The sequence below is a fragment of the Streptomyces uncialis genome, assembly GCF_036250755.1.
In the GTDB taxonomy this organism is placed as follows: domain Bacteria; phylum Actinomycetota; class Actinomycetes; order Streptomycetales; family Streptomycetaceae; genus Streptomyces; species Streptomyces uncialis.
This window is the reverse complement of the sequence record NZ_CP109583.1, coordinates 8,612,461-8,633,564: the sequence shown is the minus strand read 5'-3', so window position 1 is coordinate 8,633,564 and position 21,104 is coordinate 8,612,461. Positions and strand designations below refer to the sequence as shown.

Annotated in this window: 16 protein-coding genes; 11 read left to right on the top strand and 5 right to left on the bottom strand. The window is 74.3% G+C overall.

Going from position 1 to position 21,104, the window contains the following annotated elements; genetic code table 11:
* Positions 1–31: 31 nt before the first annotated feature.
* Entirely contained in the window at positions 32–289 is a 258-nt protein-coding gene (locus OG711_RS36170) for an acyl carrier protein (protein WP_073788595.1), read from the bottom strand.
* An 849-nt stretch (positions 290–1,138) separates the two neighbouring features.
* Between OG711_RS36170 and OG711_RS36165 the strand changes: the two genes are divergently transcribed.
* The 3 genes from OG711_RS36165 to OG711_RS36155 all read left to right on the top strand — a co-directional run bounded on the left by OG711_RS36165 (position 1,139) and on the right by OG711_RS36155 (position 5,176).
* On the top strand, positions 1,139–2,944 hold the full coding sequence (locus tag OG711_RS36165; RefSeq protein ID WP_329562987.1) for a hypothetical protein: 1,806 nt from the start codon (positions 1,139–1,141) through the stop codon (positions 2,942–2,944).
* Positions 2,944–3,666 carry an HAD-IA family hydrolase gene (locus OG711_RS36160; RefSeq protein WP_073788597.1) on the top strand — a complete coding sequence of 241 codons (723 nt, stop codon included), beginning with the start codon at positions 2,944–2,946 and terminating at the stop codon, positions 3,664–3,666. The genes OG711_RS36165 and OG711_RS36160 overlap by 1 nt, the downstream gene beginning before the upstream one ends.
* Before the next feature lie 130 nt (positions 3,667–3,796).
* Entirely contained in the window at positions 3,797–5,176 is a 1,380-nt protein-coding gene (locus OG711_RS36155; RefSeq protein ID WP_266511562.1) for a condensation domain-containing protein, read from the top strand.
* Positions 5,177–5,206: 30 nt separating this feature from the next.
* On the opposite strand, the gene OG711_RS36150 is transcribed toward OG711_RS36155, so the two are convergent.
* Entirely contained in the window at positions 5,207–6,040 is an 834-nt protein-coding gene (locus tag OG711_RS36150) for a 4'-phosphopantetheinyl transferase family protein (RefSeq protein ID WP_329562984.1), read from the bottom strand.
* A gap of 6 nt (positions 6,041–6,046) precedes the next feature.
* The gene (locus OG711_RS36145; RefSeq protein ID WP_073788600.1) at positions 6,047–7,063 is read right to left on the bottom strand and encodes a helix-turn-helix transcriptional regulator; all 1,017 of its coding nucleotides are present in this window, start codon (positions 7,061–7,063) and stop codon (positions 6,047–6,049) included.
* Positions 7,064–7,357: 294 nt separating this feature from the next.
* Between OG711_RS36145 and OG711_RS36140 the strand changes: the two genes are divergently transcribed.
* Genes OG711_RS36140 through OG711_RS36120 form a run of 5 tightly spaced genes read left to right on the top strand, consistent with a single transcriptional unit; the run spans position 7,358 to position 12,003 of the window.
* Positions 7,358–7,618 (top strand): phosphopantetheine-binding protein, encoded by a 261-nt coding sequence (locus tag OG711_RS36140; protein ID WP_073788601.1) that lies wholly within the window; start codon positions 7,358–7,360, stop codon positions 7,616–7,618.
* Positions 7,611–9,176 carry an acyl-CoA ligase (AMP-forming), exosortase A system-associated gene (locus OG711_RS36135; protein ID WP_329562981.1) on the top strand — a complete coding sequence of 522 codons (1,566 nt, stop codon included), beginning with the start codon at positions 7,611–7,613 and terminating at the stop codon, positions 9,174–9,176. Before OG711_RS36140 ends, OG711_RS36135 begins: the two co-directional genes overlap by 8 nt.
* Entirely contained in the window at positions 9,173–10,393 is a 1,221-nt protein-coding gene (locus tag OG711_RS36130; protein ID WP_329562979.1) for a pyridoxal-dependent decarboxylase, exosortase A system-associated, read from the top strand. Before OG711_RS36135 ends, OG711_RS36130 begins: the two co-directional genes overlap by 4 nt.
* A gap of 31 nt (positions 10,394–10,424) precedes the next feature.
* The gene (locus OG711_RS36125) at positions 10,425–11,258 is read left to right on the top strand and encodes an ABC transporter ATP-binding protein (RefSeq protein ID WP_073788603.1); all 834 of its coding nucleotides are present in this window, start codon (positions 10,425–10,427) and stop codon (positions 11,256–11,258) included.
* The gene (locus tag OG711_RS36120; protein WP_266511576.1) at positions 11,251–12,003 is read left to right on the top strand and encodes an ABC transporter permease; all 753 of its coding nucleotides are present in this window, start codon (positions 11,251–11,253) and stop codon (positions 12,001–12,003) included. The genes OG711_RS36125 and OG711_RS36120 overlap by 8 nt, the downstream gene beginning before the upstream one ends.
* Positions 12,004–12,086: 83 nt before the next feature.
* On the opposite strand, the gene OG711_RS36115 is transcribed toward OG711_RS36120, so the two are convergent.
* Positions 12,087–13,223, bottom strand: coding sequence for an acyl-CoA dehydrogenase family protein (locus tag OG711_RS36115; RefSeq protein WP_329562976.1), 1,137 nt, complete (start codon positions 13,221–13,223; stop codon positions 12,087–12,089).
* Positions 13,220–13,813: an acyl-CoA dehydrogenase family protein gene (locus tag OG711_RS36110; RefSeq protein WP_329562974.1), complete on the bottom strand. Its 594-nt coding sequence runs from the start codon at positions 13,811–13,813 to the stop codon at positions 13,220–13,222. The genes OG711_RS36115 and OG711_RS36110 overlap by 4 nt, the downstream gene beginning before the upstream one ends.
* A 355-nt stretch (positions 13,814–14,168) precedes the next feature.
* Between OG711_RS36110 and OG711_RS36105 the strand changes: the two genes are divergently transcribed.
* From OG711_RS36105 to OG711_RS36095, 3 genes are all read left to right on the top strand, one after another.
* Entirely contained in the window at positions 14,169–16,028 is a 1,860-nt protein-coding gene (locus OG711_RS36105; RefSeq protein WP_329562972.1) for a condensation domain-containing protein, read from the top strand.
* A gap of 196 nt (positions 16,029–16,224) precedes the next feature.
* Entirely contained in the window at positions 16,225–19,893 is a 3,669-nt protein-coding gene (locus OG711_RS36100) for a beta-ketoacyl synthase N-terminal-like domain-containing protein (protein ID WP_329562970.1), read from the top strand.
* On the top strand, positions 19,890–21,050 hold the full coding sequence (locus tag OG711_RS36095) for an acyl-CoA dehydrogenase family protein (protein ID WP_329562968.1): 1,161 nt from the start codon (positions 19,890–19,892) through the stop codon (positions 21,048–21,050). The genes OG711_RS36100 and OG711_RS36095 overlap by 4 nt, the downstream gene beginning before the upstream one ends.
* The last annotated feature ends 54 nt before the right edge of the window (positions 21,051–21,104 follow it).

Sequence of the window (21,104 nt, the reverse complement as noted above, 5' to 3'; positions counted from 1 at the left end):
GGTCCGTCCCCCGTCCGCGGCGCGCGGCCGCTCACGCCGCCTTCCGCAACTGGCCCACCACGTAGTCGGACAGGCTCCCGAACGACCGGAACACCTCCGCGTCGAGCTCGTCCGGGTCGATCTCCAGACCGATCGTGTCCTCCAGGGTCAGCAGCAGCTCCAGAACGCTCATCGAGTCCAGGGAGAGATCCTCGAACAGCCGGCTGTCGGCGTTCAGCCCCACGACCTCCCGCTGGAGAACCGCCTCCAGCGATGCCTTGATGTGCTCGGCGACCTCTTGCTGCTCCATGGCACGTCCTCCGCGAGGTGGGGCTGGCTGATGGGACCACAAGCGCTGTACGCGGGGAGCCGTCCGGTGTGCGCCACGGACGCGCCCCCGTCAGGGCCGCGGAGAGCACCTCTCGTTCCGAGGCTAGCGGGCCGGGAGCGGGCTGCCCCCGCCGCGCGGTTGGCAGCTACTTCCGGTCCATTCGATGTCATCCCGGGGTGTGCCGCCGCCGGTGGTGACCGGGTTCGTGACGGCGGTGCACCGGGGTCCGTTGTCATCGAGTGCGGGGGAAGAAGTGGTCCACGGGGCGGCGGACCGGGCGGCGGTGAAGTTCCTTGACACGGTCGGCATGGATTCGCGAGCCTTCATCGACCGGCCGACGGGCGGCTCCGCACGCTTCAGGGACCGGGACCGAACGGCCTCCGGACGGCCGGGGAAGGATCGGTCCTCCTGTTTCGTCCCGGGGCTTCATGGGAGCGACGGACGTTCCGGCGCGAAGGCGGGTCCGGCGACCGGGAGTGACCGGGTCCCACCCTTCCAGGGCCGTTGCCCGGCCACGGTGTCCGTCCCGCCCCGTCCGTGAGTCCACCGCGCAGAAGGAGTCCCCGTGTCGGCCCGAAGCCCCGTGCACCGCAGCGGAACATCCTCCGCACCGACGGTGCTCCGCCGTGCCCCCGTCCCCGTGCCCGGGACGGGACCCGCCACTTCCCCGGGGGCCGCGGCGAACAGGGCGGTCCACCGCGGGCCGCGGTCCGGCCCGAAGGGGTCGAAGTCGTCGTGACCCTCTCGCGGACCGGGACCGGCGTCGAGGACCGCGGTGGCCGTGCGGCGGACGCTGCGGGTGATCGCCTCCGGATCAGTGTGGCGGTGATGCACCACCCGCTTCGCGGCCGGTCGTTGACCGATCTGGTGGCGTCCTGCCGGCCGCTGGACGCACGGGTCGTCATGGACCCCGACCCCACCGGGCCGCCCAGTCCGCTGCGGACGGCCAAGCTGGCCTGGGCGTCGGTCGACCCCGGCGCCACCCATCATCTGGTGCTCCAGGACGACGTCACCCTCTGTCCCGGATTCGCCGAACAGCTCACCGCGGCCGTCGCCCAGCGGCCCGACCACGCCCTGGCGCTCTACACGAACTGGAACAGCCCCCACAACTCCTATCTGGTGCGCTGCGCGGCCGTCGCCGGGCAGTCCTGGGCCCCGCTGGGGCACCACGAGTGGGTACCGACCCTCGGCCTCGTCCTGCCGGCCGGGGCCGCCCGCGAGCTCGCCGCTCATCTGGGGCGATTCCCCGACGACTTCCGCGACGACGACGAGCTGGTGGTGGGCTTCTGCGCCCAGAAGGGGTATCCGGTGACCGCGTCGGTGCCGCATCTGCTGGAGCACGGCGGCGGGCCCAGCCTCGCCGGGAACGACGCGCACGGCCCGCGCCACGCCACGGTCCCGGTGGGAACCGCCACGCCGCCCGTCGAGCACTGGCAGCGGCCCGGACCGCGCGTGTTCCCCCCGCGCTCGGGCACGGTCGGACGGCCCTACGCGGTCGAACTCCAGGACTCGCGGTGCGCGGTTCGGCTCCTGAGGCCCGGGGCCCGGGAGCCGCTGGAGCACCCCTTCGGCTGGGACTGGACCGACTGGGCCGGCTGGACCGGTGCGGACCCCGCCCGGGTCCGGGCCGATCTCCACAGCCTGGAGGAGCGGCGCGACCAGGACGCGGTGACGTCGCTGTCCCGGCCCGCGCGGACGGAACTGGGCGCCGCCGCCTGGCTGCTCGGCCACGATGTGTCACGCACCGCGTGGGACCGCCCGCCCGGCCCGGTGCGGCTACGGGACCGTGACGAGGCGTTGCGCTCCTGGATCCGTTCGGGGCTCGCGCCGCTGGACGCGGCCGAGCTGGGGCCCGGGGAACTGGAGGGGACGGTGGAGTGGGCGCGCCGCGCGCTGGAACTGGGCCGGCGTGCCGGGAACGAGGCCGGTCGCCCGGGGCGGAGCGCGGACGGGTCCACCGCCCTGTCCTCGGAGGCCGGGCCGGACGCGGGGGTGCGCGAGGCCGTGTCGGAGATGGCGGTCAGGGAGGCGGCGGTCCTGTCCGGAGCGGCGCCCCGGCCGCCCGCCACCTGGGCGCTCGTCCATCCCTGCCCCTGGTGCGGGGCCGCCCCCGGGGCGAACCTCCCGGAGCTGGCGGCGCGTCACTCGGGCGGCGGCGCGCTGTCGTACCTGGCCGCGTCGGACGCCCCTGACCCCACCGCGCTGCCCGGCGCGGACGGCGGCGCCGTGCTGGAACTGCTGAGCTGTGAACGCCCCACCGTACGCGGTCTGCTGGCGCTGGCGCACGGGGTCCGCGCGCACGGGCCCACCTGGTTCCGCACCCGTAGTACGGCGCTCCTCGGGCTGCTGTCCACCACCGGGGCGGACCCGTCCGCGCCGGTTGCCGACGACCCGGCGCGGTGGGTGGCCCTGCTGCCCCGCCTGGCACGGGCGGAGGCCGACTGGTGGGACTCCCCCGGCACCGATCGGCGCCCCGGCAAGGGAATCCTTCCGGTGTCCTTCACCTCGGCCGCCGGGGTGCGCAGCGGCGCGCCCAGCAGGTTCCTGACCGCCCACGCGGCCTCCCCGGCCCTGGACGCGCTCGCCCAGGAGTACCGCCGCATCCGCTTCGACGCCGTGAGAGGGAGACTGTGATGCCCCGACCTCCGGACCTCGCCGGGGGGTTCGCGCCGCGGACACCTGAGCGGGCGGGCGCCGCCGGACCGTGGTCGGTCCGCGCGTTCCTGTTCGACCTGGACGGCACGCTCGTCTCGTCGCTGGCGGCGATCGAGCGTCATACGGTGCGCTGGGCCCGGCGGGTGGGCGCCCGGCCGGACGAGGTGCTGGCCCGGTCGCACGGGCGCAGGGACACGGAGTTCATCCCCCTGGTCGCCCCCTGGGCGGACGCGGAGGAGGAGTTCCGCTGGCTGCACCGGCTGTCCGTCGAGGACACCGAGGGCATCGCACCCCTGCCCGGGGTGCGCGGACTCCTCGCCGCGCTGGACGCGGACCGCTGGGCGATCGTCACCTCGGCGGCCCGTGAGGTCGCGCTGAGCCGGCTGGCGGCGGCCGGTCTGCCCCGCCCGGTCCATCTGGTGTGCGCGGAGGACGTGGAGCGGGGGAAGCCGGACCCGGAGGGCTTCCTGCGCGGTGCCGCGCTGCTCGGTGTGCCGCCCGGTTCCTGTCTCGCGGTCGAGGATTCCGCGGCGGGCGTGGCCGCCGCGCGGGCCGCGGGGGCGCGGGTGCTGGGGGTCGGCGAGGCCGCGCGGCCCCCCGACCGCGGCGCGCACCTGGCCGATGTGGTGGTGCGGCCCGGACCCGACGGCGCGCTCCGGGTGTCCACGGCCCGCAGCGGCACCCGGTCCGTGGCCCGCTGACCGGCCCCGTCGCCGTACGGGCCGTGCGCGGCCCGGACGGCGACGATCCCCGTACGGCCCGTTCGTGGGGCTCCCGGCACCTCGGTGCGGGGAAGATCCCGGCAGATCCCAGCGGAAACGGAGTACTCCGATGTCTTCCGTCGTCACGCACCAGCCCATGGAACGGCGGGTGACGGTCCCCTTCACGGGGCCCGTCGGCGGTCGTGGCCCAGCGACCTGGGGGCAGACCGCCATCAGACGCGCGCTGCGCGCCCTGGAGCCCGACGACCATCAGTTCAACGTCGACTGGGGCGGCCTGGTCGAGCCCGGACTCACGGTCGAGGCGGCGCTGGAAGCGGTCCGCGGGCTGATGTACGTCCATGACTCGTTGCGCACCCTGATGCACGAGACCCCCGAGGGGACCTATACGCAGGAGCTCCGCACCGAAGGCGAACTGGAGGTCGGGCTGATCGCGGCGGACGGGACGGACACCCTGGCCGTCGCGGAGGCGCTGCACCGCAGGCTGTGCGGGCAGCGTTTCGACCCCGCCCGGGACTGGCCCTTCCGTGTGGGCCTGGTCACCCGGGGAGGTCTGGTCCGGTACGCGGTGATGACCCTGTCGCACACGGCGGTGGACGGTTGGGCGCTGCCCCGGCTCCGGGCCGATATGACGAGCCTGGTGGCCGGGGCCGATCCCGGGAAGCTGCGCGCGGGACGCGCGATGTGCGGCCCGCTGGACGAGGCGGCGTTCCAGCGCGGCCGGGCCGCGCTGCGGCGTGACGAGTCGGCCCGTTCCTTCATCCTCGGCAATCTCGCCCGGACACCGGCCCATCTCTACGGCGCGCCCGCCGCGGCCTCGGCGCGGGGGCCGCGCTACCGGTCCGCGGTGCTGCGCTGTCCCGGGCTCGACGGCGCGGTGGCCGCCACCGCGTCGCGGCTCGGGACGACCTCCTCGACGGTGCTGCTCGCGGCGGCGTGCTCGGCGGCGGCGCGTTCGGCGGACCGGTCCGACTTCGCGTTCCAGGTCATGGTGAGCAACCGTTTCGTGCCCGGTCTCGCGGATGTGGTGGCGCCGGTGGCGCTGGAGGGCGTGCTGTACCTGCCCGACTGCCGCGGCCCGATCGAGGCGCTGACGCCCCGGGTCTGGAAGGCGTCGGTCAACACGTACCGCTTCGCGTACTACGACAAGGACCGGCTCACCGAACAGCTCCGGGGCGCCCCGGCCGCGGACACCACCTGCTGGTACAACGACCGGCGCGGTGAGGCGGCCCGGGTGGCCGGGCCCGCCGCGGACGACGGCGAACCGGGTCCGGGGGGCGGCGCGGACGCCCCGGGTGTCCCGGCGCCCGAGGGGTCGCTGACGTGGAGCGTTCCCTCGGACCGGCAGGGCGGTGTGACGCTCGCGCTCCATGTGATCGACGCGCCGGGCGCGCTGGACCTCTCCCTCACCGCGGACACCACGCTGCTGGCGCCCGACACCATGGAGGAGTTGCTGCGGTCGATGGAACGGTCGGCCCGGGGCGGCCGGTAGCGGGCCGGACCCGGACGGCCTGTCATGAGGTCACCAGGAGAGGTCCGCCACCTGGGCCAGGGGGATGACGGTGATCTCCGGCCGGGCCCGGGTGGTGGCGAGCGCCGCCGCGTATCCGTGCTCCAGGGACAGGTCCGCGAGGTGGATGGGCCGGGTCGGCCAGTTGACCGGCGGGGTCCCGATCCGGGCGGTCCGGCCGTCCACCGACAGTTCACGGAAGGGGACATGGAGCAGTCCGTGGCCGGTCAGTTTGAGCGTCGCCTCCTTGCGGGCCCACAGCCGCAGCAGCGCGCGGCGCAGGGTGTCCCCGCCGGTCGCGGGAAGGTGCCGCCGTTCGGAGTCCGAGGCGAGCAGCCGGGTCATCCCGCCCGTCTCGATGGTGCGGTCACCGGCCTCCACGTCGACCCCGACCCTGGTGTCGGTCGACGCCGCCAGTACGACGAGTCCGGCGGTGTGGGAGACGGAGAAGTCGAGCTCCGGCGCGGCCGGGAACCACGGTTTGCCGTGCCCGTCGTCACGGCAGTGGAAGCAGGTGCGGCTGATGTCGGTGTGCTCGGCGGGCGTGCCCAGGTACCGGGCCCCCAGGGTCCGCTGGAGCGCGCGGGAGGTGACGTACGTCGGCCGGACCCGTCGCATGGCGGGCTCCCGCGCCCGTGCCAGCTCGGACGGGGACAGCCGGCGTTCGGCGGCCGGGTGGGCGGTGTCCGCGTCCAGCACCCATATCCGCACCACGGCCCGGGACCGTCGCGCGGCGGGGCCGTCCGGGGTCGCGTCCCCGGGGCCGACCGGGGTCGCGGTGTCCTCGGGGCGGGGGGCGTGTCCGTCGCCCTGAGCCGCCGCGCCGGAGGGTCGGCCGTCGTCCATGGCGGGTCAGCCCTCCTCGATGGTCAGCCGGCGGGCGGCGCGGGCACCGGCCTGGAAGCGGCTGGTGGAGTCGAGCGTGCGCAGCAGGGCGGCGATATGGCGGCGGCAGGTGCGGACGGACATACCGAGTTTGCGGGCGACGACCTCGTCGGTGTGGCCCTGGGCCATGAGCCTCGCGATGTCCTGCTGGAGGTCGTCGGTCACCTCGGCGTAGCCGGGTCCGCCGGGGACGAAGGGTGCCGCGCCGTCCCACAGCTGGTCCAGGAGTTCGCCGAGGAAGCGGACCACGTTGTCCTCGTGGACCCGCCAGGCGACGGGGTCGCCGTCCTCCGTCTCGCCGAACACGAGGGCCAGTCCCCGGTCGAACACCACGGCGGTCTGCGACAGCCGGGTCACCGTGCGCAGCTCGACACCGGCCTCGATCTGGCGGGCGGCCCTGGCCCGCGAGGCGAAGTCGGCCCGGCTGCGGTGTGCGCACAGCGCGCGTACGACGACCCCGCGGCGGGTCAGTGGGGCGCAGCCCTCCAGGAAGTCGTCCAGCGGGTCGCCGTCCTGGTGCGGGGAGCGCAGCACCAGGACCTCCCGTCGGCAGGTCTCGGCCAGGTGCCCCAGCAGTCCGCGGATCTCCGCGGGCCCGAAGAGCTGGTCGATGGAGCCGACGGGCAGCTGGGCGGTCCGCGGCAGCGGTGGGGCCATGTGGTCGAGCCGGTCGCGCAGCTGGTCGATGAAGTCCCGCCGGGCGTAGATCTCCCGCTCGATGGGCGAGATGAGCAGTGCCGAGGCGCGGCGGGGATCGACGGGCACCAGCCGTCCGCCGCCCGCCGGGTCGGCCCTGAGCAGCCCCAGTTCGACCATGGACGCGGCGGCGGCTCCCGCGTCCCGTACATCCATGCCGAGGTCGTCCGCCGCCGACTGGACGGAGTCCAGGCCCCCTTGCCGCACGGTGTGGCAGTAGACACCGATCACCTGCTCGTCCCGTACCGATGGCGGACCGAACCGCGTGTGCACACTCGCCGACGTCACCGTGGTCTCCCCTCTTCCCGCGGCTACGGCCCGTCCGTTGACGCACCGCGCGGGCTCGGGGCCATACTGCGCGGACCGGCCATCGCCGCCCTGTCGTGTGCCCCGCCGCCCCGACCCCGCGAAAACCTATGGAATGGCCAGGAAACGGACACTTCCTGTGTTCCGTGCGCGATAGAGCGGCGGTAGAACGCCGAAAGAGCGGAGCTCTACCTTTCCTCAGTGCGGTGGTGGGCGGGAGGTCCCGTCCGCCGCCCCGCCCCCGGTCGGAACCGATCTCTCCCAGAGGTGACATCCATGCCCGCGTCAGTAGTGATACCTCGGCGGTTCCAGGACATCGTCAGGGCGTACCTTCCGTACGCCGGGGCCGGTGAGCTCGACGCGTCGCAGGAACTGGCGGCGCTGGGCCTCGACTCCATGGGTGTGGTGCAGCTGCTGGCCGCCCTGGAGGAGGGCTACGGTCTGGAGTTCCCCGACGACGCCCTCGACCAGGAGACCTTCTCCACGGTCGGTTCCCTGTGGCGGATGGTGTCCGAGGTCCAGCACGGCGATGAGTGAGGCCGCCGGCGCCACCCTGGTGACGAGCGTCGACGGGCTGGCCCTGCGGGGCGCTCCCGACCGGCCCGCCGTCACGTTCCAGGACACCACGATCGACTACGCCGAACTGCGCCGCCGGGTGTCGCAGGCCGCGGCCGGACTGAGCGGCCTGGGCGTGCGGCACGGCGACCGCGTCGCCGTCTACATGGAGAAGCGGATCGAGACCGTCGTCGCCATGCTCGCGGTCTTCGCGGCAGGTGCGGTCCTCGTCCCGGTGAACCCCGTCTGCAAGGCCCCCCAGATCGGGCACATCGTCGACGACTGCGCCGCGAGCACCGTGATCACCACGGCCGAGCGGTACGGGATCGTACGGGCGGGGCTCGCCGGTTCGCCGACGGTCGGGCATGTCGTCCTCGTCGGCGGGGCGCCCGGCACGGACGACGGGCCGTGGCGGAACGTCGAGTGGGAGGCGCTGAGCGCCCCGGACGGCGGTGAGCCGCTGCCACCGGTCATCGACACCGGCCTCGCGGCCATCCTGTACACCTCCGGCAGCACCGGCTCCCCCAAGGGCGTCGTCCTCAGCCACCGCAATCTGCTCGCCGGGGCGGAGAGCGTGGCCACCTACCTCGGGCACACGCCGGACGATGTGATCCTCGCCGCGCTGCCCCTCAGCTTCGACGCCGGCTTCAGCCAGCTCACCACCGCGCTGCACGCGGGCGCCCATGTGGTGCTGACGAACTATCTGCTGCCCGTGGAGCTGGTGCGGCTGTGCGCCCGGCACGGCGTCACCGGGATCACCGGCATCCCGCCGCTGTGGATGCAGCTGACCGGCTGCCGGTGGCCGAGCGAGGCGACCGCGCGGCTGCGGTACTACACCAACACGGGCGGGCGCCTGCCGCGGTCCACCCTGGCCAGGCTGCGTGAGCTGTTCCCCGCCGCCCGCCCCTATCTCATGTACGGACTGACCGAGGCGTTCCGGGCCACGTATCTCGACCCGGCCGAGGCGGACCGGCGGCCCGACTCGATCGGCAAGGCGGTTCCCAACGCCGAGGTGTCCGTGGTCCGTCCGGACGGTACCCCGTGCGAGCCCTTCGAGCACGGGGAGATCGTCCAGCGGGGCGCGCTGGTGGCGCAGGGCTACTGGAACGACCCCGAGCGCACCGCGGAGCGGTTCCGTCCGGCGCCCGGCGCCACCGGTGCCGCGCGTACGGAGCTGGCGGTGTGGTCCGGGGACCGCGCCTATCGCGACGAGGCGGGCTTCCTGTACTTCGTCGGACGGGACGACGACATGATCAAGACCTCCGGCTACCGGGTGAGCCCGACCGAGATCGAGGAGGCGGCCTACGCCACCGGGCTGGTCGGCGCCGCGATCGCCTTCGGCGTCCCGGACGAACGGCTGGGCCAGCACACCGTCCTGGCCGTCACCGGTGACACCACGGAATCCGCGCTGCGTACCGCTATGGAGGCACGTGTGCCGCGTTACATGCTGCCCCGGCGTGTGGTCTTCCTGGAACGGTTCCCGATGTCGCCCAACGGCAAGTTCGACCGCGTCGAGACCCGCCGGATGGCGACCGCGTGAGCGCCCGTGGCACCGGCCCCGCGCTGTTCGAGCGGCAGGACGGCACACTGGCGGTCGGCGGGGTCCCCCTCGACCGGCTCGCCGCCCGCGTCGGCGGCACGCCGTTCTTCGCCTACGACCGCAGGCTCGTCACCGAACGGGTGGCCGAGGTACGCAAGGCGCTGCCCGCGGACATCTCGCTGAAGTACGCGGTGAAGGCGAACCCGATGCCGGCGCTGCTGGCCCATATGAGCGCGCTGGTCGACGGGTTCGACGTGGCGTCCGCGCGGGAGATGCGCCACGCGCTCGACACCACCGTCCCGCCGCACCGGATGAGCTTCGCGGGGCCGGGGAAGACGGACGCCGAACTGTCGGCGGCGGTGGCCTCGGGTGTCACCGTCGAGCTGGAGTCGGCGCGTGAACTGGCCCGTATCCGGCGTGCCGGCGAGGAACTCGGCATCCGGCCACGGGTGGCGCTGCGCGTCAACCCGCCGTTCACGGCGCACGGTTCCGGGATGCGGATGGGCGGCGGGCCGCAGCAGTTCGGCGTCGACGCCGAACGCGTCCCCGAACTGCTGCGTGACATGGGCGACCTGGACTTCCAGGGCTTCCATGTCTTCGCCGGCTCGCAGAACCTGCGGGCCGACCGGGTGTGCGAGACCCAGCGGCTGACGGTCGAGTTGCTGCTGGACCTCGCGGAGTCGGCCCCCGGTCCCGTGCGCTACCTCAATCTCGGCGGCGGTTTCGGCATCCCCTACTTCGGCCGCGACCGGCCCCTGGACCTGGCACGGGTCGGGGAGAACCTGGAGACGCTGCTGGCGGAGCGGTTGCGTCCGCGGCTGCCGCAGGCGCGCGTCCACATCGAACTCGGCCGCTATCTGGTCGGCGAGGCCGGTGTGTACGTCACCCGGGTCGTGGACCGCAAGGAATCCCGCGGCACGACGTACCTCGTGGTCGACGGCGGTATGCACCATCAGCTCGCCGCCTCCGGCAACCTCGGCCAGTTCATCCGGCGCAACTACCCTGTCACCACAGCCCGGCCGGACGATCCGGCCGTCGGCACGGCGACCGTCGTCGGCTGTCTGTGCACACCCCTGGACCTGCTCGGCGACGCGGTGGAACTGCCGCACGCGGACGTCGGCGATCTGATCGTGGTGTACCAGGCGGGTGCCTACGGGCTGACCGCCAGCCCGACGGCGTTCCTCGGTCACCCGGCACCGGCCGAAGTACTCGTGTGATGCCGACCGTTCCCCCGCTGGAGAGTCCCTGGTGTTAGAAGCGACCGCACTCACCAAGCGCTACGGCGACGTAGCCGCCCTCAATGGTTTCACCCTGTCCGTGGCGGCCGGCGAGATCGTCGGACTCGTCGGCCACAACGGCGCCGGGAAGTCCACGTTCGTCGAGATCGTCTCCGGGCTGATCCGGCCCGACGGGGGCCGGGTCACCATCGGGGGCAAGGACCCGGTGCGCGCGCGGGCCACCGTCGGGGTCTCCCCGCAGAGCATCGCGCTGTACCGGTCCACCACGGTGCACGAGCACCTGCGGCTCTTCGGGGGTCTCGCGGGGCTGCGCCGCGGCGCGCTGCGGCGGGAGATCGATCTGCTGGTGTCCGCGCTGCAACTGGAGCCGTTCCGCGACCGGCCCGTGGGGGTGCTCTCCGGCGGCCAGCAGCGGCGCGCCCAGGCGGCGGTGGCGCTGATCCACCGGCCGCGGCTGCTGCTGATGGACGAACCCACCGCGGGCGCCGACCCGGAGACCCGCCAAGCCCTGCTCGACGTCGTCAAGGAGCGGGCCGGCGAGGGCACCGCGGTGATCTACACCACCCACTACCTGCCCGAACTGACGGAGCTCGACGCGACCCTCGCGGTGGCCCGGGACGGCCGGATCATCGCCCGGGGTACCAGCGCGGAACTGCTCGACGGGCTGCCCGGCGAGGTGCGGGTCACCTTCGAGGACGAGGAGGAGGTCCGCGTGCCGACGACCGATCCGACCGCCGCGCTGGTCGATCTGCTCAGCCGGGCCGACCGACCGGTGGCGGGCGTCGAGGTGCACCACCCCACCCTTGACGACCTCTACAGATCGCTGGCGGTGGTCCGTGTCTGATGTGTTGCTGCGCAGCGGCGTCCTGATCCGGCACAACTTCATCCTGCGGCTGCGCGACCCCGGCCAGATGCTCAGCTACATCCTGGTGCCGATGGTCCTCATGCTGGTGTTCAAACCGCTGTACGTGAAGGCGCTGGACGGCAGCACCCTGCAAGCGGTCACCGGCCCCCTGGTGATGTTCTCCGTCTTCGCCCTCGCCATCGTCGGCAACTCGATCATGCTGGAGCGCGAGTGGCGTACCTGGGACCGGCTGCGGGTGACCCCGGCGACCCAGACCGAGCTGCTGATCGGCAAGCTGGTGCCGATCTTCGTCGTCCTGGTGTTCCAGCAACTCGTCCTGCTGCTGTACGGCTCCTTCATCATCGGCCTGCCGGTACCCGGCCCGCCCGGGTACATCGCGCTGGCCGTCATGGTCTGGGGATTCACCCTTCTCGCCATCGGCTCGGCGCTCGCCACCGTGGTCCGCAGCCGCGGTGATCTGCTCCTGGCGACCGATCTGGGTTCCATCGTCGTCAGCTCGCTGGGCGGAGCCGTCGCACCGGTCGCCCTGATGCCCCCGTGGGCCGCCTCCGTCGCGCACTACTCCCCCGGGTACTGGGGGCTGACCATGATCCAGTCGGCGATCAGCGGCGACGGCGGTGAGACGCTGCGCGCGGCGGCCGTCTGCCTCGCCATCGGCGCCGTGTTCGGTGTGTTCGCCGTGTACCGGCTGTCGCGCGGATGGGGCCGCAGCCAGCTGCTCTGAGACCCCGTGGACCGATGTGACCCCGCCCGGGACGTGACGCGCACGTCCCGGGCGGGGTCACGGGGTCCTGCGCCCGGCGGGGATCAGGTCGCCGCCGGGCGGGGGACGCCGGTGGGTGCGATGTGCAGCCGCAGGATGTTGCTCGTACCGTCCATGAACTCGAAGGCGTGCACGTCACGGCACCACTTCTCCAGCAGCGGGTGCTCCAGCAGCGAGCCGGGGCCCAGCGCGTGCTCGACCCGTTCCACGACCTCGGTGGCGAGACGGGTGGCGTGCAGCTTGGCGACGGACGGCGGGCGCCGGTCGTCGGGCGCGTGGTCGATCCCGGCGGCGACGTCGTGGAGCAGGGCGCGGGCCCCGTCCAGCCGTGCGCGGAGCAGTTCACCGCCGGGCCATCCGGGGCGCTGCGCGCGGACGAGGTCGTGGGCGGCGTAGCCGACACCGAGTGCCTGCGCGGCGATCTGGACCCGCATCACGTTGAAGGCGCGGCTCGCCCCCCACAGCCCCCGGCGTGACGCGGGCAGATGGGCGCCGAGGACCGTCCCCGGGGTGACGGGCACCTCGTCGAAGGCCATCGCGCCGATGCAGGCGCCGCGCAGGCCCGACATTTCGAGGAGGCCGCCGGTGAGTCCGGGGGCGGGGCGGCGCAGGAGCACGGCCCTGATGGGCAGGGGGCCCGGCCCTGTGCGGGCGAACACCACACCGATCGTGCCCCTGGTGGCGTTCGCGACGTACCGCTTCGCGCCGTTGAGCCGGTGTCCGCCGTCGGGGTCGCGGTCGAGCCGGGTCTCCAGGGCGGTCGCGTCGCTGCCGTGCCTCTCCTCGGTCATACCGAAGAAGGACCAGGTGCGGCCGTCGGCGAGCGCGCGGTAGAAGAGGTCGCGCTGCTCGTCGCTGCCGAGGGCGTCCACGGCGAGTCCCGCCAGGGAGGGGCCGGTGTTGGCGCTGAGTATCCCGGCGTCGCCGCGGGCCAGTTCGAGGTTGGCCACGACGCGGGCCAGACAGCTGGAGGCGTAGGCGCCCGCGTGCGGCGGCACGTCCCGGGTACGGAAGGGCTCCGGGGTGCTGGCGGCGCGCAGCAGGGCGAGGGTCGGTGAGTCCAGATGCGGGGCCATGTCGAGGGGATCGGCGTCCACGGCCGCCGCGCGGGCCCGCAGATCGGGCGCGATCTCACGGCACAGGTCCCGCAACCCGCGCAGGGAGGAGTCGAGTTCGATCACGACATACCGTCCCTGGCGATCCAGCAGTTGGCCGTCAGCCGGGAGACATGGGCGGCGCGCGCGGGACTGCCGGCCAGGAATCCGCTCGCGCCGAGGAGCGCGGCCGCCTCCCGGTCGTGGACGGTGAGCCGGTCGTGCACATCGGTGACGGCCACCGGTAGGTGTCCGGCCACTTCGAGGCAGCGGCGCAGGGCCTCGGCGGCGGTGACGAGGTCGGCGAGCACCCCCGCGACGAGCTGTTTGCGGATCATCGGTTCGCCGCCGGACGTCCGGCCGGAGAGATGGTGGACGGCCAGGTCGGTCAGCCGCCGGGTGACCCCGATCCGGACCGCGCCGAGGCGGGCGCCGAACGCGGTGAGCTCCGGCGCGGGCGCAGGGCGGGTGCCGCCGCGTCTGACGAACGCGATGCCTTCGAGGTCCGCCATGCGATGGCGGATCACGGACGCGCCCGGGGCGAGCGCGGCGGTGGGGAGTGCGGCCACCCGGCCCGGTGGGGCCGGGCCGTCCGTCCCGGCGAGTGCCACCGCGAGTCCGGCGGCCAGTCCGTTCTCGTAGGCGGCTTCTTCGCACTCCGCGATGGCGTCCAGCATCGATTCCTCCGTGGCGGTCGGGAAGAGACGGTCGGCTGCCGGCTCTTTCCCCCGCCCGGTCGGCTCCTCGCCGCTCGACACGAAGCCGGGAGGTGCGGCGGGCGCACCTGGACCGAGCGCACCGGGAGCTCCGGTTCCCGGAGCTTTGGTTCCTGGCGCACGCGGAACTCGCCACCGGCACCCTCCGACTGAGAATCCTGATTCGGCCACCGGGCGTCAAGGCGGTTCGGCAGGAAGATCGGAAACGTCCGGTGGCAGCATTTCACCGTCCGCAAGGCGCCATCGCCGGGCACTGCCGCGGCTTCGCGAGCCGCGCGACCATCGATTCGCGTACATCTACGGGTGGGAGGTACGGATGACCGCGTCGAAGAGCGCGAACCTCTGCTGGGGGCAGCGGTACCACTGGCTGCGGTACCAGCAGGTGCCCGCCGGCTCGCGGCACGAGGCGCACATCACCGACACCTTCCGGCTGCCCGCCGGTACCACGCTCGCCCAGGTACGGTCCGTGCTCGGCTATCTCGTGCGCAGGCACGAGGTGCTGCGCACCGTGTACGACGCGCGGGCGCATCCCTGGCCGCGGCAGCGTGTCCAGCCGCCGGCCCCCGTCACCGTCCATGAGGTGAGCGGTGAGCCCGACGGGACCCCGTCGCCCGCCGAGTTCACCGGGGCGCTGACCGCGGCCCCGTTCGACCTGGCCGCCGAGTGGCCCATGCGCGCCTGTGTCGTCACCCGCGGCGGGGTGCCCGACCGGCTCCATCTGGTCTTCAACCATGTGGCCTTCGACGATGTCGCGCTCGACGCGCTCCGCCGGGAGTTCGAGGCCGTGCTGACGGGCGTCCTGGACGGGCGGCCCGCCGTGCTGCCGCCCGTCCGGGACCAGCCCGCCGATCTGGCCGCCCGTGAGGCGGCCACTTCGGACCAGGCGGTCGAGGAGGCCCTCGGTCACTGGCGTGACGTGGCCGCGCGGCTGCCCGCCGACATGTACGCGCGCCGCCGCGCGCCCGCGGTGGCCGGTGCGGCGCACAGTGCCTCGTTCACCTCGCCCGACCTGCTCGCGACCGTGGCGGGCCTCGCCGAACGGCACCGTGTCTGGCCCGCCGCGGTGCATCTCGCCGCGTACGCGGTGACCATGGCCGCCCACACCGGCGAGGACCTGGTGTCGCACCGGATGTACACCAGTCTGCGTGAGGACGGCGGCCGGGCGGCCCTGATGACCTGCCAGTCGAGTCCCGCGCTGGTGGCCATGGACCTCTCGGACGACCCGCCGTTCAGCGAGGTGCTGCGGCGGGCGGCGGCCAGGGTCGAGCAGGCGCTGGCGCACGCGCGTGTCCCGTACGACGGGATCGTCGAACTCCTCTCCCGTGAGTCCACCCGGCGCGGCCAGCGCGTCCGGGTCGCCTCCGAGCTCAACTTCCTGGACCACAAGCCCCGTTCGTGCGGGGTGCGGCGCGACAGGTTCACCCCGAACCCGGAGCCCGCGCACTGGGCGCGCTCCGGCTCCGACACCTACTTCCGCGTCTACGAGTGGCAGGACGGGATCACCCTGGTCCTCCAGGCCATGGACGCCGTCATGGACGCCGACGCGGTGGAGCGGTTCCTGCGCGGCTACGCGGCGCTCCTGGACGCCCACCGCGACCCCGGAGCGGATCTGCGGGCCGGTGAGGCCGCGCGGCGGATGGGGTTCGCACCGGCCCCCGAACGTCCCCTGACCCGGATCGGCCCGGACGCGGTGGATCTCGCGGAGACCCGGCGGGTGCTCCTCGGGCACCCGGCGGTCGCCTCCGTCACGGTGACCGCGGACCCGCGCGGGCTCACCGCCGAGGTGGTGGCCGCGGCGGATGTCACGCCCGCCGCGCTGCGCGTCCATGTGCTCGGCGCCCTGCACGACCACCCCGCGGCACGCTGCCCCGGCCTGTTCCGTGTCACCGTCACCGGATCCGGGGCCCCGGTGGTGGAGGGCGACGGACGGACGGGCCCGGCCGTGTCCCCGGCCACCGACGCCGAACACGCGCTGACGGCGGTCGTCGCCGAGGTCAACGGCCTTGACGGGGTGGATCTGTCGGAGAGCTACACCGGGGCGGGCGGCCGGGCGCTGCGGACACCGCGGGTGGTCGCCGAGCTGCGGGCGCGCGGCTGGGAGGGCGTGTCGCCCGGCGATCTCACCTGCGTACGGCCGCTGCTGACGCTGGCCGGGGCGATGGTGCGGTCCCCGTGAGCCGCGCCCGGGGCGCCGCCCGGGACACCGGTGCGGCCCGAGAGACCGGTGCCGTCCGGGACACGCCGGTCCGGTCGTGCCCGGGTGCCGTCCAGAAGGTGCGCGCCGGGCGGCACGGGGCGCGGAACCCGGTGGACGGCCGTGTGGACGGCGGACCGATACGTGAGCGCACGAGCCAGTGGAACGGGAGGTCTCCGTGGAGGAAACCGCGTACGACTCAGCAGTGGCGCTCGTCGGCATGGCCGGACGCTTCCCCGGCGCCGACGACGTCGGTGCCCTGTGGCGCAATCTGCGGGCCGGGGTCAGCGGTCTGCGCCCTGTCACCGACGAGGAGCTCGACCGGGCCGGGGTGGACCCCGCGCTGCGCGCCGACCCGGCGTACGTACGGGTCGGCGGACCGGTGGACGGACTCGACCGGTTCGACGCGGCGGCCTTCGGGTTCAGCGCGCGCGAGGCGGAGACGATGGAGCCGCAGCACCGGCTGTTCCTCGAATGCTCCTGGGAGGCGCTGGAGCGCGCCGGGTACTGCCCGACCGAACCGGGCGTCCCTGTCGGGGTGTTCGCCGGTTGCGGCTTTCCCGACTACATGGTCGGGAACGTCTCCCATCTGGCGACGGAACGCGGCGCGGGGCAGCTCTTCGCCACCGGCAACGAACGGGACTCCCTGACCTCGCTGGTCTCGTACAAGCTGGGTCTGCGCGGGCCGAGTCTGACGGTGCAGACGTTCTGCTCGACCTCGCTCGTCGCGGTGCACCTCGCGTGCCAGAGCCTGCTGACGTACGAGTGCGACATGGCGCTCGCGGGCGGCGCCTATCTGCCGCTGCCCCAGCCGGCGGGCTATCTCCACGAGGAAGGCGGCATCCTCTCCCCCGACGGCCGGGTGCGCAGCCTCGGAGCGTCCGCGAACGGCACCGTCATGGGGTCGGGCGTGGGTGTCGTGACGCTGAAGCGGCTGGCCGACGCGCAGGCCGACGGTGATGTGGTCCACGCGGTGATCCTGGGCTCCGCCGTCAACAACGACGGCCGTGAGCGCGCCGGTTACGCCGCGCCGGGCGTCGAGGGACAGGCAGCCGTCGTCGGGACCGCGCTCGCCGTCGCCGGGGTGAAACCCGAGTCGGTCGGCTATGTCGAGTGCCACGCCGTGGGCACGGGGCTCGGGGACTCCATCGAGTTCGCCGCGCTCGGCCGGGTGTTCCGGACACCGTCCGGGACGCCGTGCGTGCTCAGCTCGGTGAAACCGTCCATCGGCCATCTCGACCGCGCCGCCGGTGTCACCGGACTGATGCGCGCCGCGCTGAGCCTGCGCCACGAGACGCTGCCGGGCACCGCGCACTTCGAGGCGCCGAACCCGACCCTCGCCACGCTCGCCGACCGCTTCACGGTGCTCGCGCGGGACCGCCCCTGGCCGGCCGGTCCCGAACCGCGCCGCGCCGGGGTCAGCGCCTTCGGGGTGGGCGGCACCAACGCCCATGTGGTGCTGGAGCAGGCACCCGCGCGCGAGCCGCGCCCCGCGCCGCCCGGACCGCATCTGCTGACGTTCTCCGCGGGCGGCCCGCAGGCGCTCGACGCGCTCACCGAGCGGCTGCGGGCGCATCTCGACGAGCACCGCGAGGACGAGCTGGCCGATGTGGCGTTCACGCTCCAGATGTCGCGGGGCCGCTTCGCGCTGCGCCGCGCGGTCGTCTGCGCCGACCACGACGACGCGGTGGCCGCCCTCGCGGACCCCGCACGCCTGATCGACGGCGAGACCGTGCGCCGCGACCCGTGGGTACGGCTCACCCCGGGCGACGGCGTCCCCGACACCTGGTGGTCCGAGCTGGCCGCGGCGGCGGACCGCCTCCTGACGGGCGACGAAGGCGGGGGCGAGCGCACGGCCGGCCGGGACACCGCGCTCGCCGTGCTCGGCGGGGCGCTGTCCGGGCTCGGGGTGCGGGTGTGGTCCGACGGGGCCGTGGGCGCCACCGAGGAGGTCGTCGTCGCACCCGGTGGACGGACGGCCGCCGACTGGGTGCTGACCACGCTCGCGCGGCTCTGGCAGGCCGGTGCGAGCATCGACTGGGCCGCGCTTCACGCCGGGCGTGGCCGCCGTGTCGAGCTGCCCTCGTACCCGTTCCAGCGGTCGCGGCACTGGGTCGACGCCGAGCCGCCGCGGGAGCGGGGCGGTGCCCACCAGGGCGCCCCGGCGACCTTCCTGCCGGACTGGCGCCGCCGTCCGCTGCCGCTCACGGGCCTCGACGCGCGGCTGCGCGCCGCCGGACCGTGGCTGCTGCTCGCCGCCGACGCCCGGGGTGAGGCGCTGGGCGCGCGGCTGCTCCACGCGGGCGCCGAGGTCGTCACCGTCCGGCCGGGCGGGGACTTCGCCGCGCACGACGACGGCGACTTCACCGTCCGGGCCGACTCGTCCGACGATCTCACCGCGATGCTGCGCTCCCAGCTCGTCACACCCCGCACGGTGGTGCACGGCTTCGCCCTGGCCCCGGACGGCGAGGACGGGGGCGGCCTCGCCTCCGCGCTCGCCGTGACCCGTGCGTACGCCGGGCGACCGGTCGCGCGCCCCGCGGCGCTCGCCCTGCTGACCTCGGGTGCCGTCGGCGTCGGCGGCACCGGCCCCGACCGTCCCGGGCACGCCGCGCTCGCGGCCTGGGCCACGCAGCAGCCGGACCCCTTCTGCCACCATGTCGACCTGGACGCGGGAGCCGACCCCGGGCAGGTGCTCGCCGCGCTGACGGTGCCGTACGAAGGGCCCGTCGCGGTCCGGGGCGACGAGGCGTGGGTGCGCTGCTACCAGCCCCACCCGCTCGCACCCGACGACGAGCACCCGTTCGCCGGTCCCGGCGAGACCGTCCTGATCACCGACGGGCTCGGCCCCACCGCGCTGCCCCTCGCGCTCCGTCTGGCCCGCGCGCACGGCCCCCGGCTCGTCCTGACCACCCCCGTGCCGCTGCCGGACCGCGCGCACCGGGACCGGTTCGCCGACGACGACGGGCCCGTCGGACGCGCGGTCCGCGCCGTGGCCGCGCTGGAGGCGACCGGTGCCCCCCTGTTGGTGCTGCCCGTCCCGGCGGGGGACGAGGCCGCGCTGCGCGCGGCGGTCCGTGCCGCGGTCGACCGCTTCGGCTCCCTGGACGTGCTCGTCCACAGCGCGGGTCCGGACCCGGCGCCGGGTCCCGGCCTCCCGGAGGGGGTGCGGGCGGCCGTACGGGAGTTGCGGACGGTGATCCGGGTCGGCGCGGATCCCGCCGTCCGGCGGCGGGTGGTCCTCGCTCCGGCGGTGGCCGGGTCGGGCGCCGCGACCGCGGGCCCCTCCCCCGTGGGCGCCGCGCTCGCCGCGTACGCCGGTGCGGCGCGACCGCGCGGCGAGGGCCGGTGGACCGTCGTGACCCGGGACGCGGGCGACGACGGGGACCTGGGCGACACGGGCGAGCTGCTCGCACGGGCCGCCTCCGCCGGTCATCTCGCCGAGGTGATGCTCTCCACCCGGCCCCTGGCCGGGCGGGCGGTACTCGCGCCCGCCGACGGCCGGGCGGCGGACGCCGTCGTGGCCGACGAGGGGCCGAACCGTCCGCGCCCCGCGCTCGCCACCCCGTACGTGGAGCCCGCCGCCGGTCTCGAACGCACCGTCGCCGATCTCTGGGCCGCCGGTCTGGGACTGGACTCCGTCGGCGCCGACGACAACTTCTTCGAGCTCGGCGGGCGTTCCCTGGTGGCGGTCCAGCTCGCCCTGCGTGTCCGCGAGGCCCTGCGGGCCCCGCTGCCGTCGACGGCGCTCGTGGAACATCCGACGGTGCGTCTGCTCAGCGCCGAGATCACCGCACTGACCGGCGCCCGGAGCAGCGCCGACGACAACCGAGGACTTCCGCGATGAGAGAACCGGATCACCTCCGCACCGTGCAGCGCTTCGTACGGCGGGAACTGACGGGCCGGGAGAAGGAGCTCGACGTACCGGCCGACGTACCGCGGCCGCTCTACGAGCGGTTCGCCACGACGGGGCTGATGAACTGGTGGCTGCCCGAGGAGCACGGTGGCCGCGGTCTGGGGCTGGAGGAGAGCGTACGGATCGTGTCGGCGCTCGCCTACGGCGACGCGGGCGTGGCCTTCTCGCTGTTCCTGCCGATCCTGGGGACCAGCATGGTCGACCGGTACGGCGGCGACGAGCTCCGGGCAGGGGTCCTCGGTCCGCTCGCCGCGGAGGGCGGCTTCTGCGCCGCGCTCGCCAGCGAGCACGAGGCGGGCAGCGAGCTCGCCAGGACCGCGACGACCGTACGCGCGGACGGCGACAGCCTCGTCCTCGACGGGACGAAGGCCTTCGCCACGAACGCCGACCACGCGCGCTTCCTCGTCGTCATCGCCCGGTCCGCGGACGACCCCGACGCGTATCTCGCCGTCGTCGTGCCGCGCGACAACCCGGGCGTGAACGTGGGGAAGCGGTGGGACGTCATCGGGCTGCGGTCGTCGGCGGCCCATGAGGTGACCCTGTCCGACTGCCGGGTGCCCGCGGCGAACGCGTTGCGCGGCAACGGTCTGCGGCTGCTGGAGACCGGTCTCAGCGCGAGCCGGATACTCATCGCCACCACCGCGCTGGGTATCGCGCGCCGTATCCGTGACCTGTGCATGGACTACGCGAGGACGAAGACGGTCAAGGGCGCGCCGCTGGCCTCGAACGCGGTGTTCGCGGGGCGGCTCGGGCAGTTCGAGACGCTGATCGACGTGATGGCGAACCAGTGCCTGGCCGCCGCCCGTGAGTACGACGCCGTCGCCGCGCGGCCGGACGCCGCCGAGGAGTTCCTGCGGCAGGGCACCCTCAAGTCGGCGATGACCACGAAGATGTTCTGCGGCCAGAGCGGCTGGCGGATCGCCTCGGAGGCGTCGGAGATGTTCGGCGGTCTCGGCTACACCCATGAGGCCGCCATCGGGAAGCTGGTGCGCGACATGCGGTACGTGTCCCTCTTCGAGGGCGGTGACGACGTACTGCGCGAGCTGGTGTACCACCGTCATGTGGTGCCGGTGTCCAAGCGGTCCTGACGTTCGGCGCGCACTGCGGGCCCGGCCCCCGGGAGGGGCCGGGCCCGCAGTCCG

Excerpts from the sequence above, each read along its gene's own strand:
- OG711_RS36170 (WP_073788595.1), bottom strand. The coding sequence starts at position 289 with ATGGAGCAGCAAGAGGTCGCCGAGCACATCAAGGCATCGCTGGAGGCG.
- OG711_RS36165 (WP_329562987.1), top strand. The coding sequence starts at position 1,139 with ATGCACCACCCGCTTCGCGGCCGGTCGTTGACCGATCTGGTGGCGTCC.
- OG711_RS36160 (WP_073788597.1), top strand. The coding sequence starts at position 2,944 with ATGCCCCGACCTCCGGACCTCGCCGGGGGGTTCGCGCCGCGGACACCT.
- OG711_RS36155 (WP_266511562.1), top strand. The coding sequence starts at position 3,797 with ATGTCTTCCGTCGTCACGCACCAGCCCATGGAACGGCGGGTGACGGTC.
- OG711_RS36150 (WP_329562984.1), bottom strand. The coding sequence starts at position 6,040 with ATGGACGACGGCCGACCCTCCGGCGCGGCGGCTCAGGGCGACGGACAC.
- OG711_RS36140 (WP_073788601.1), top strand. The coding sequence starts at position 7,358 with ATGCCCGCGTCAGTAGTGATACCTCGGCGGTTCCAGGACATCGTCAGG.
- OG711_RS36135 (WP_329562981.1), top strand. The coding sequence starts at position 7,611 with ATGAGTGAGGCCGCCGGCGCCACCCTGGTGACGAGCGTCGACGGGCTG.
- OG711_RS36110 (WP_329562974.1), bottom strand. The coding sequence starts at position 13,813 with ATGCTGGACGCCATCGCGGAGTGCGAAGAAGCCGCCTACGAGAACGGA.
- OG711_RS36105 (WP_329562972.1), top strand. The coding sequence starts at position 14,169 with ATGACCGCGTCGAAGAGCGCGAACCTCTGCTGGGGGCAGCGGTACCAC.
- OG711_RS36095 (WP_329562968.1), top strand. The coding sequence starts at position 19,890 with ATGAGAGAACCGGATCACCTCCGCACCGTGCAGCGCTTCGTACGGCGG.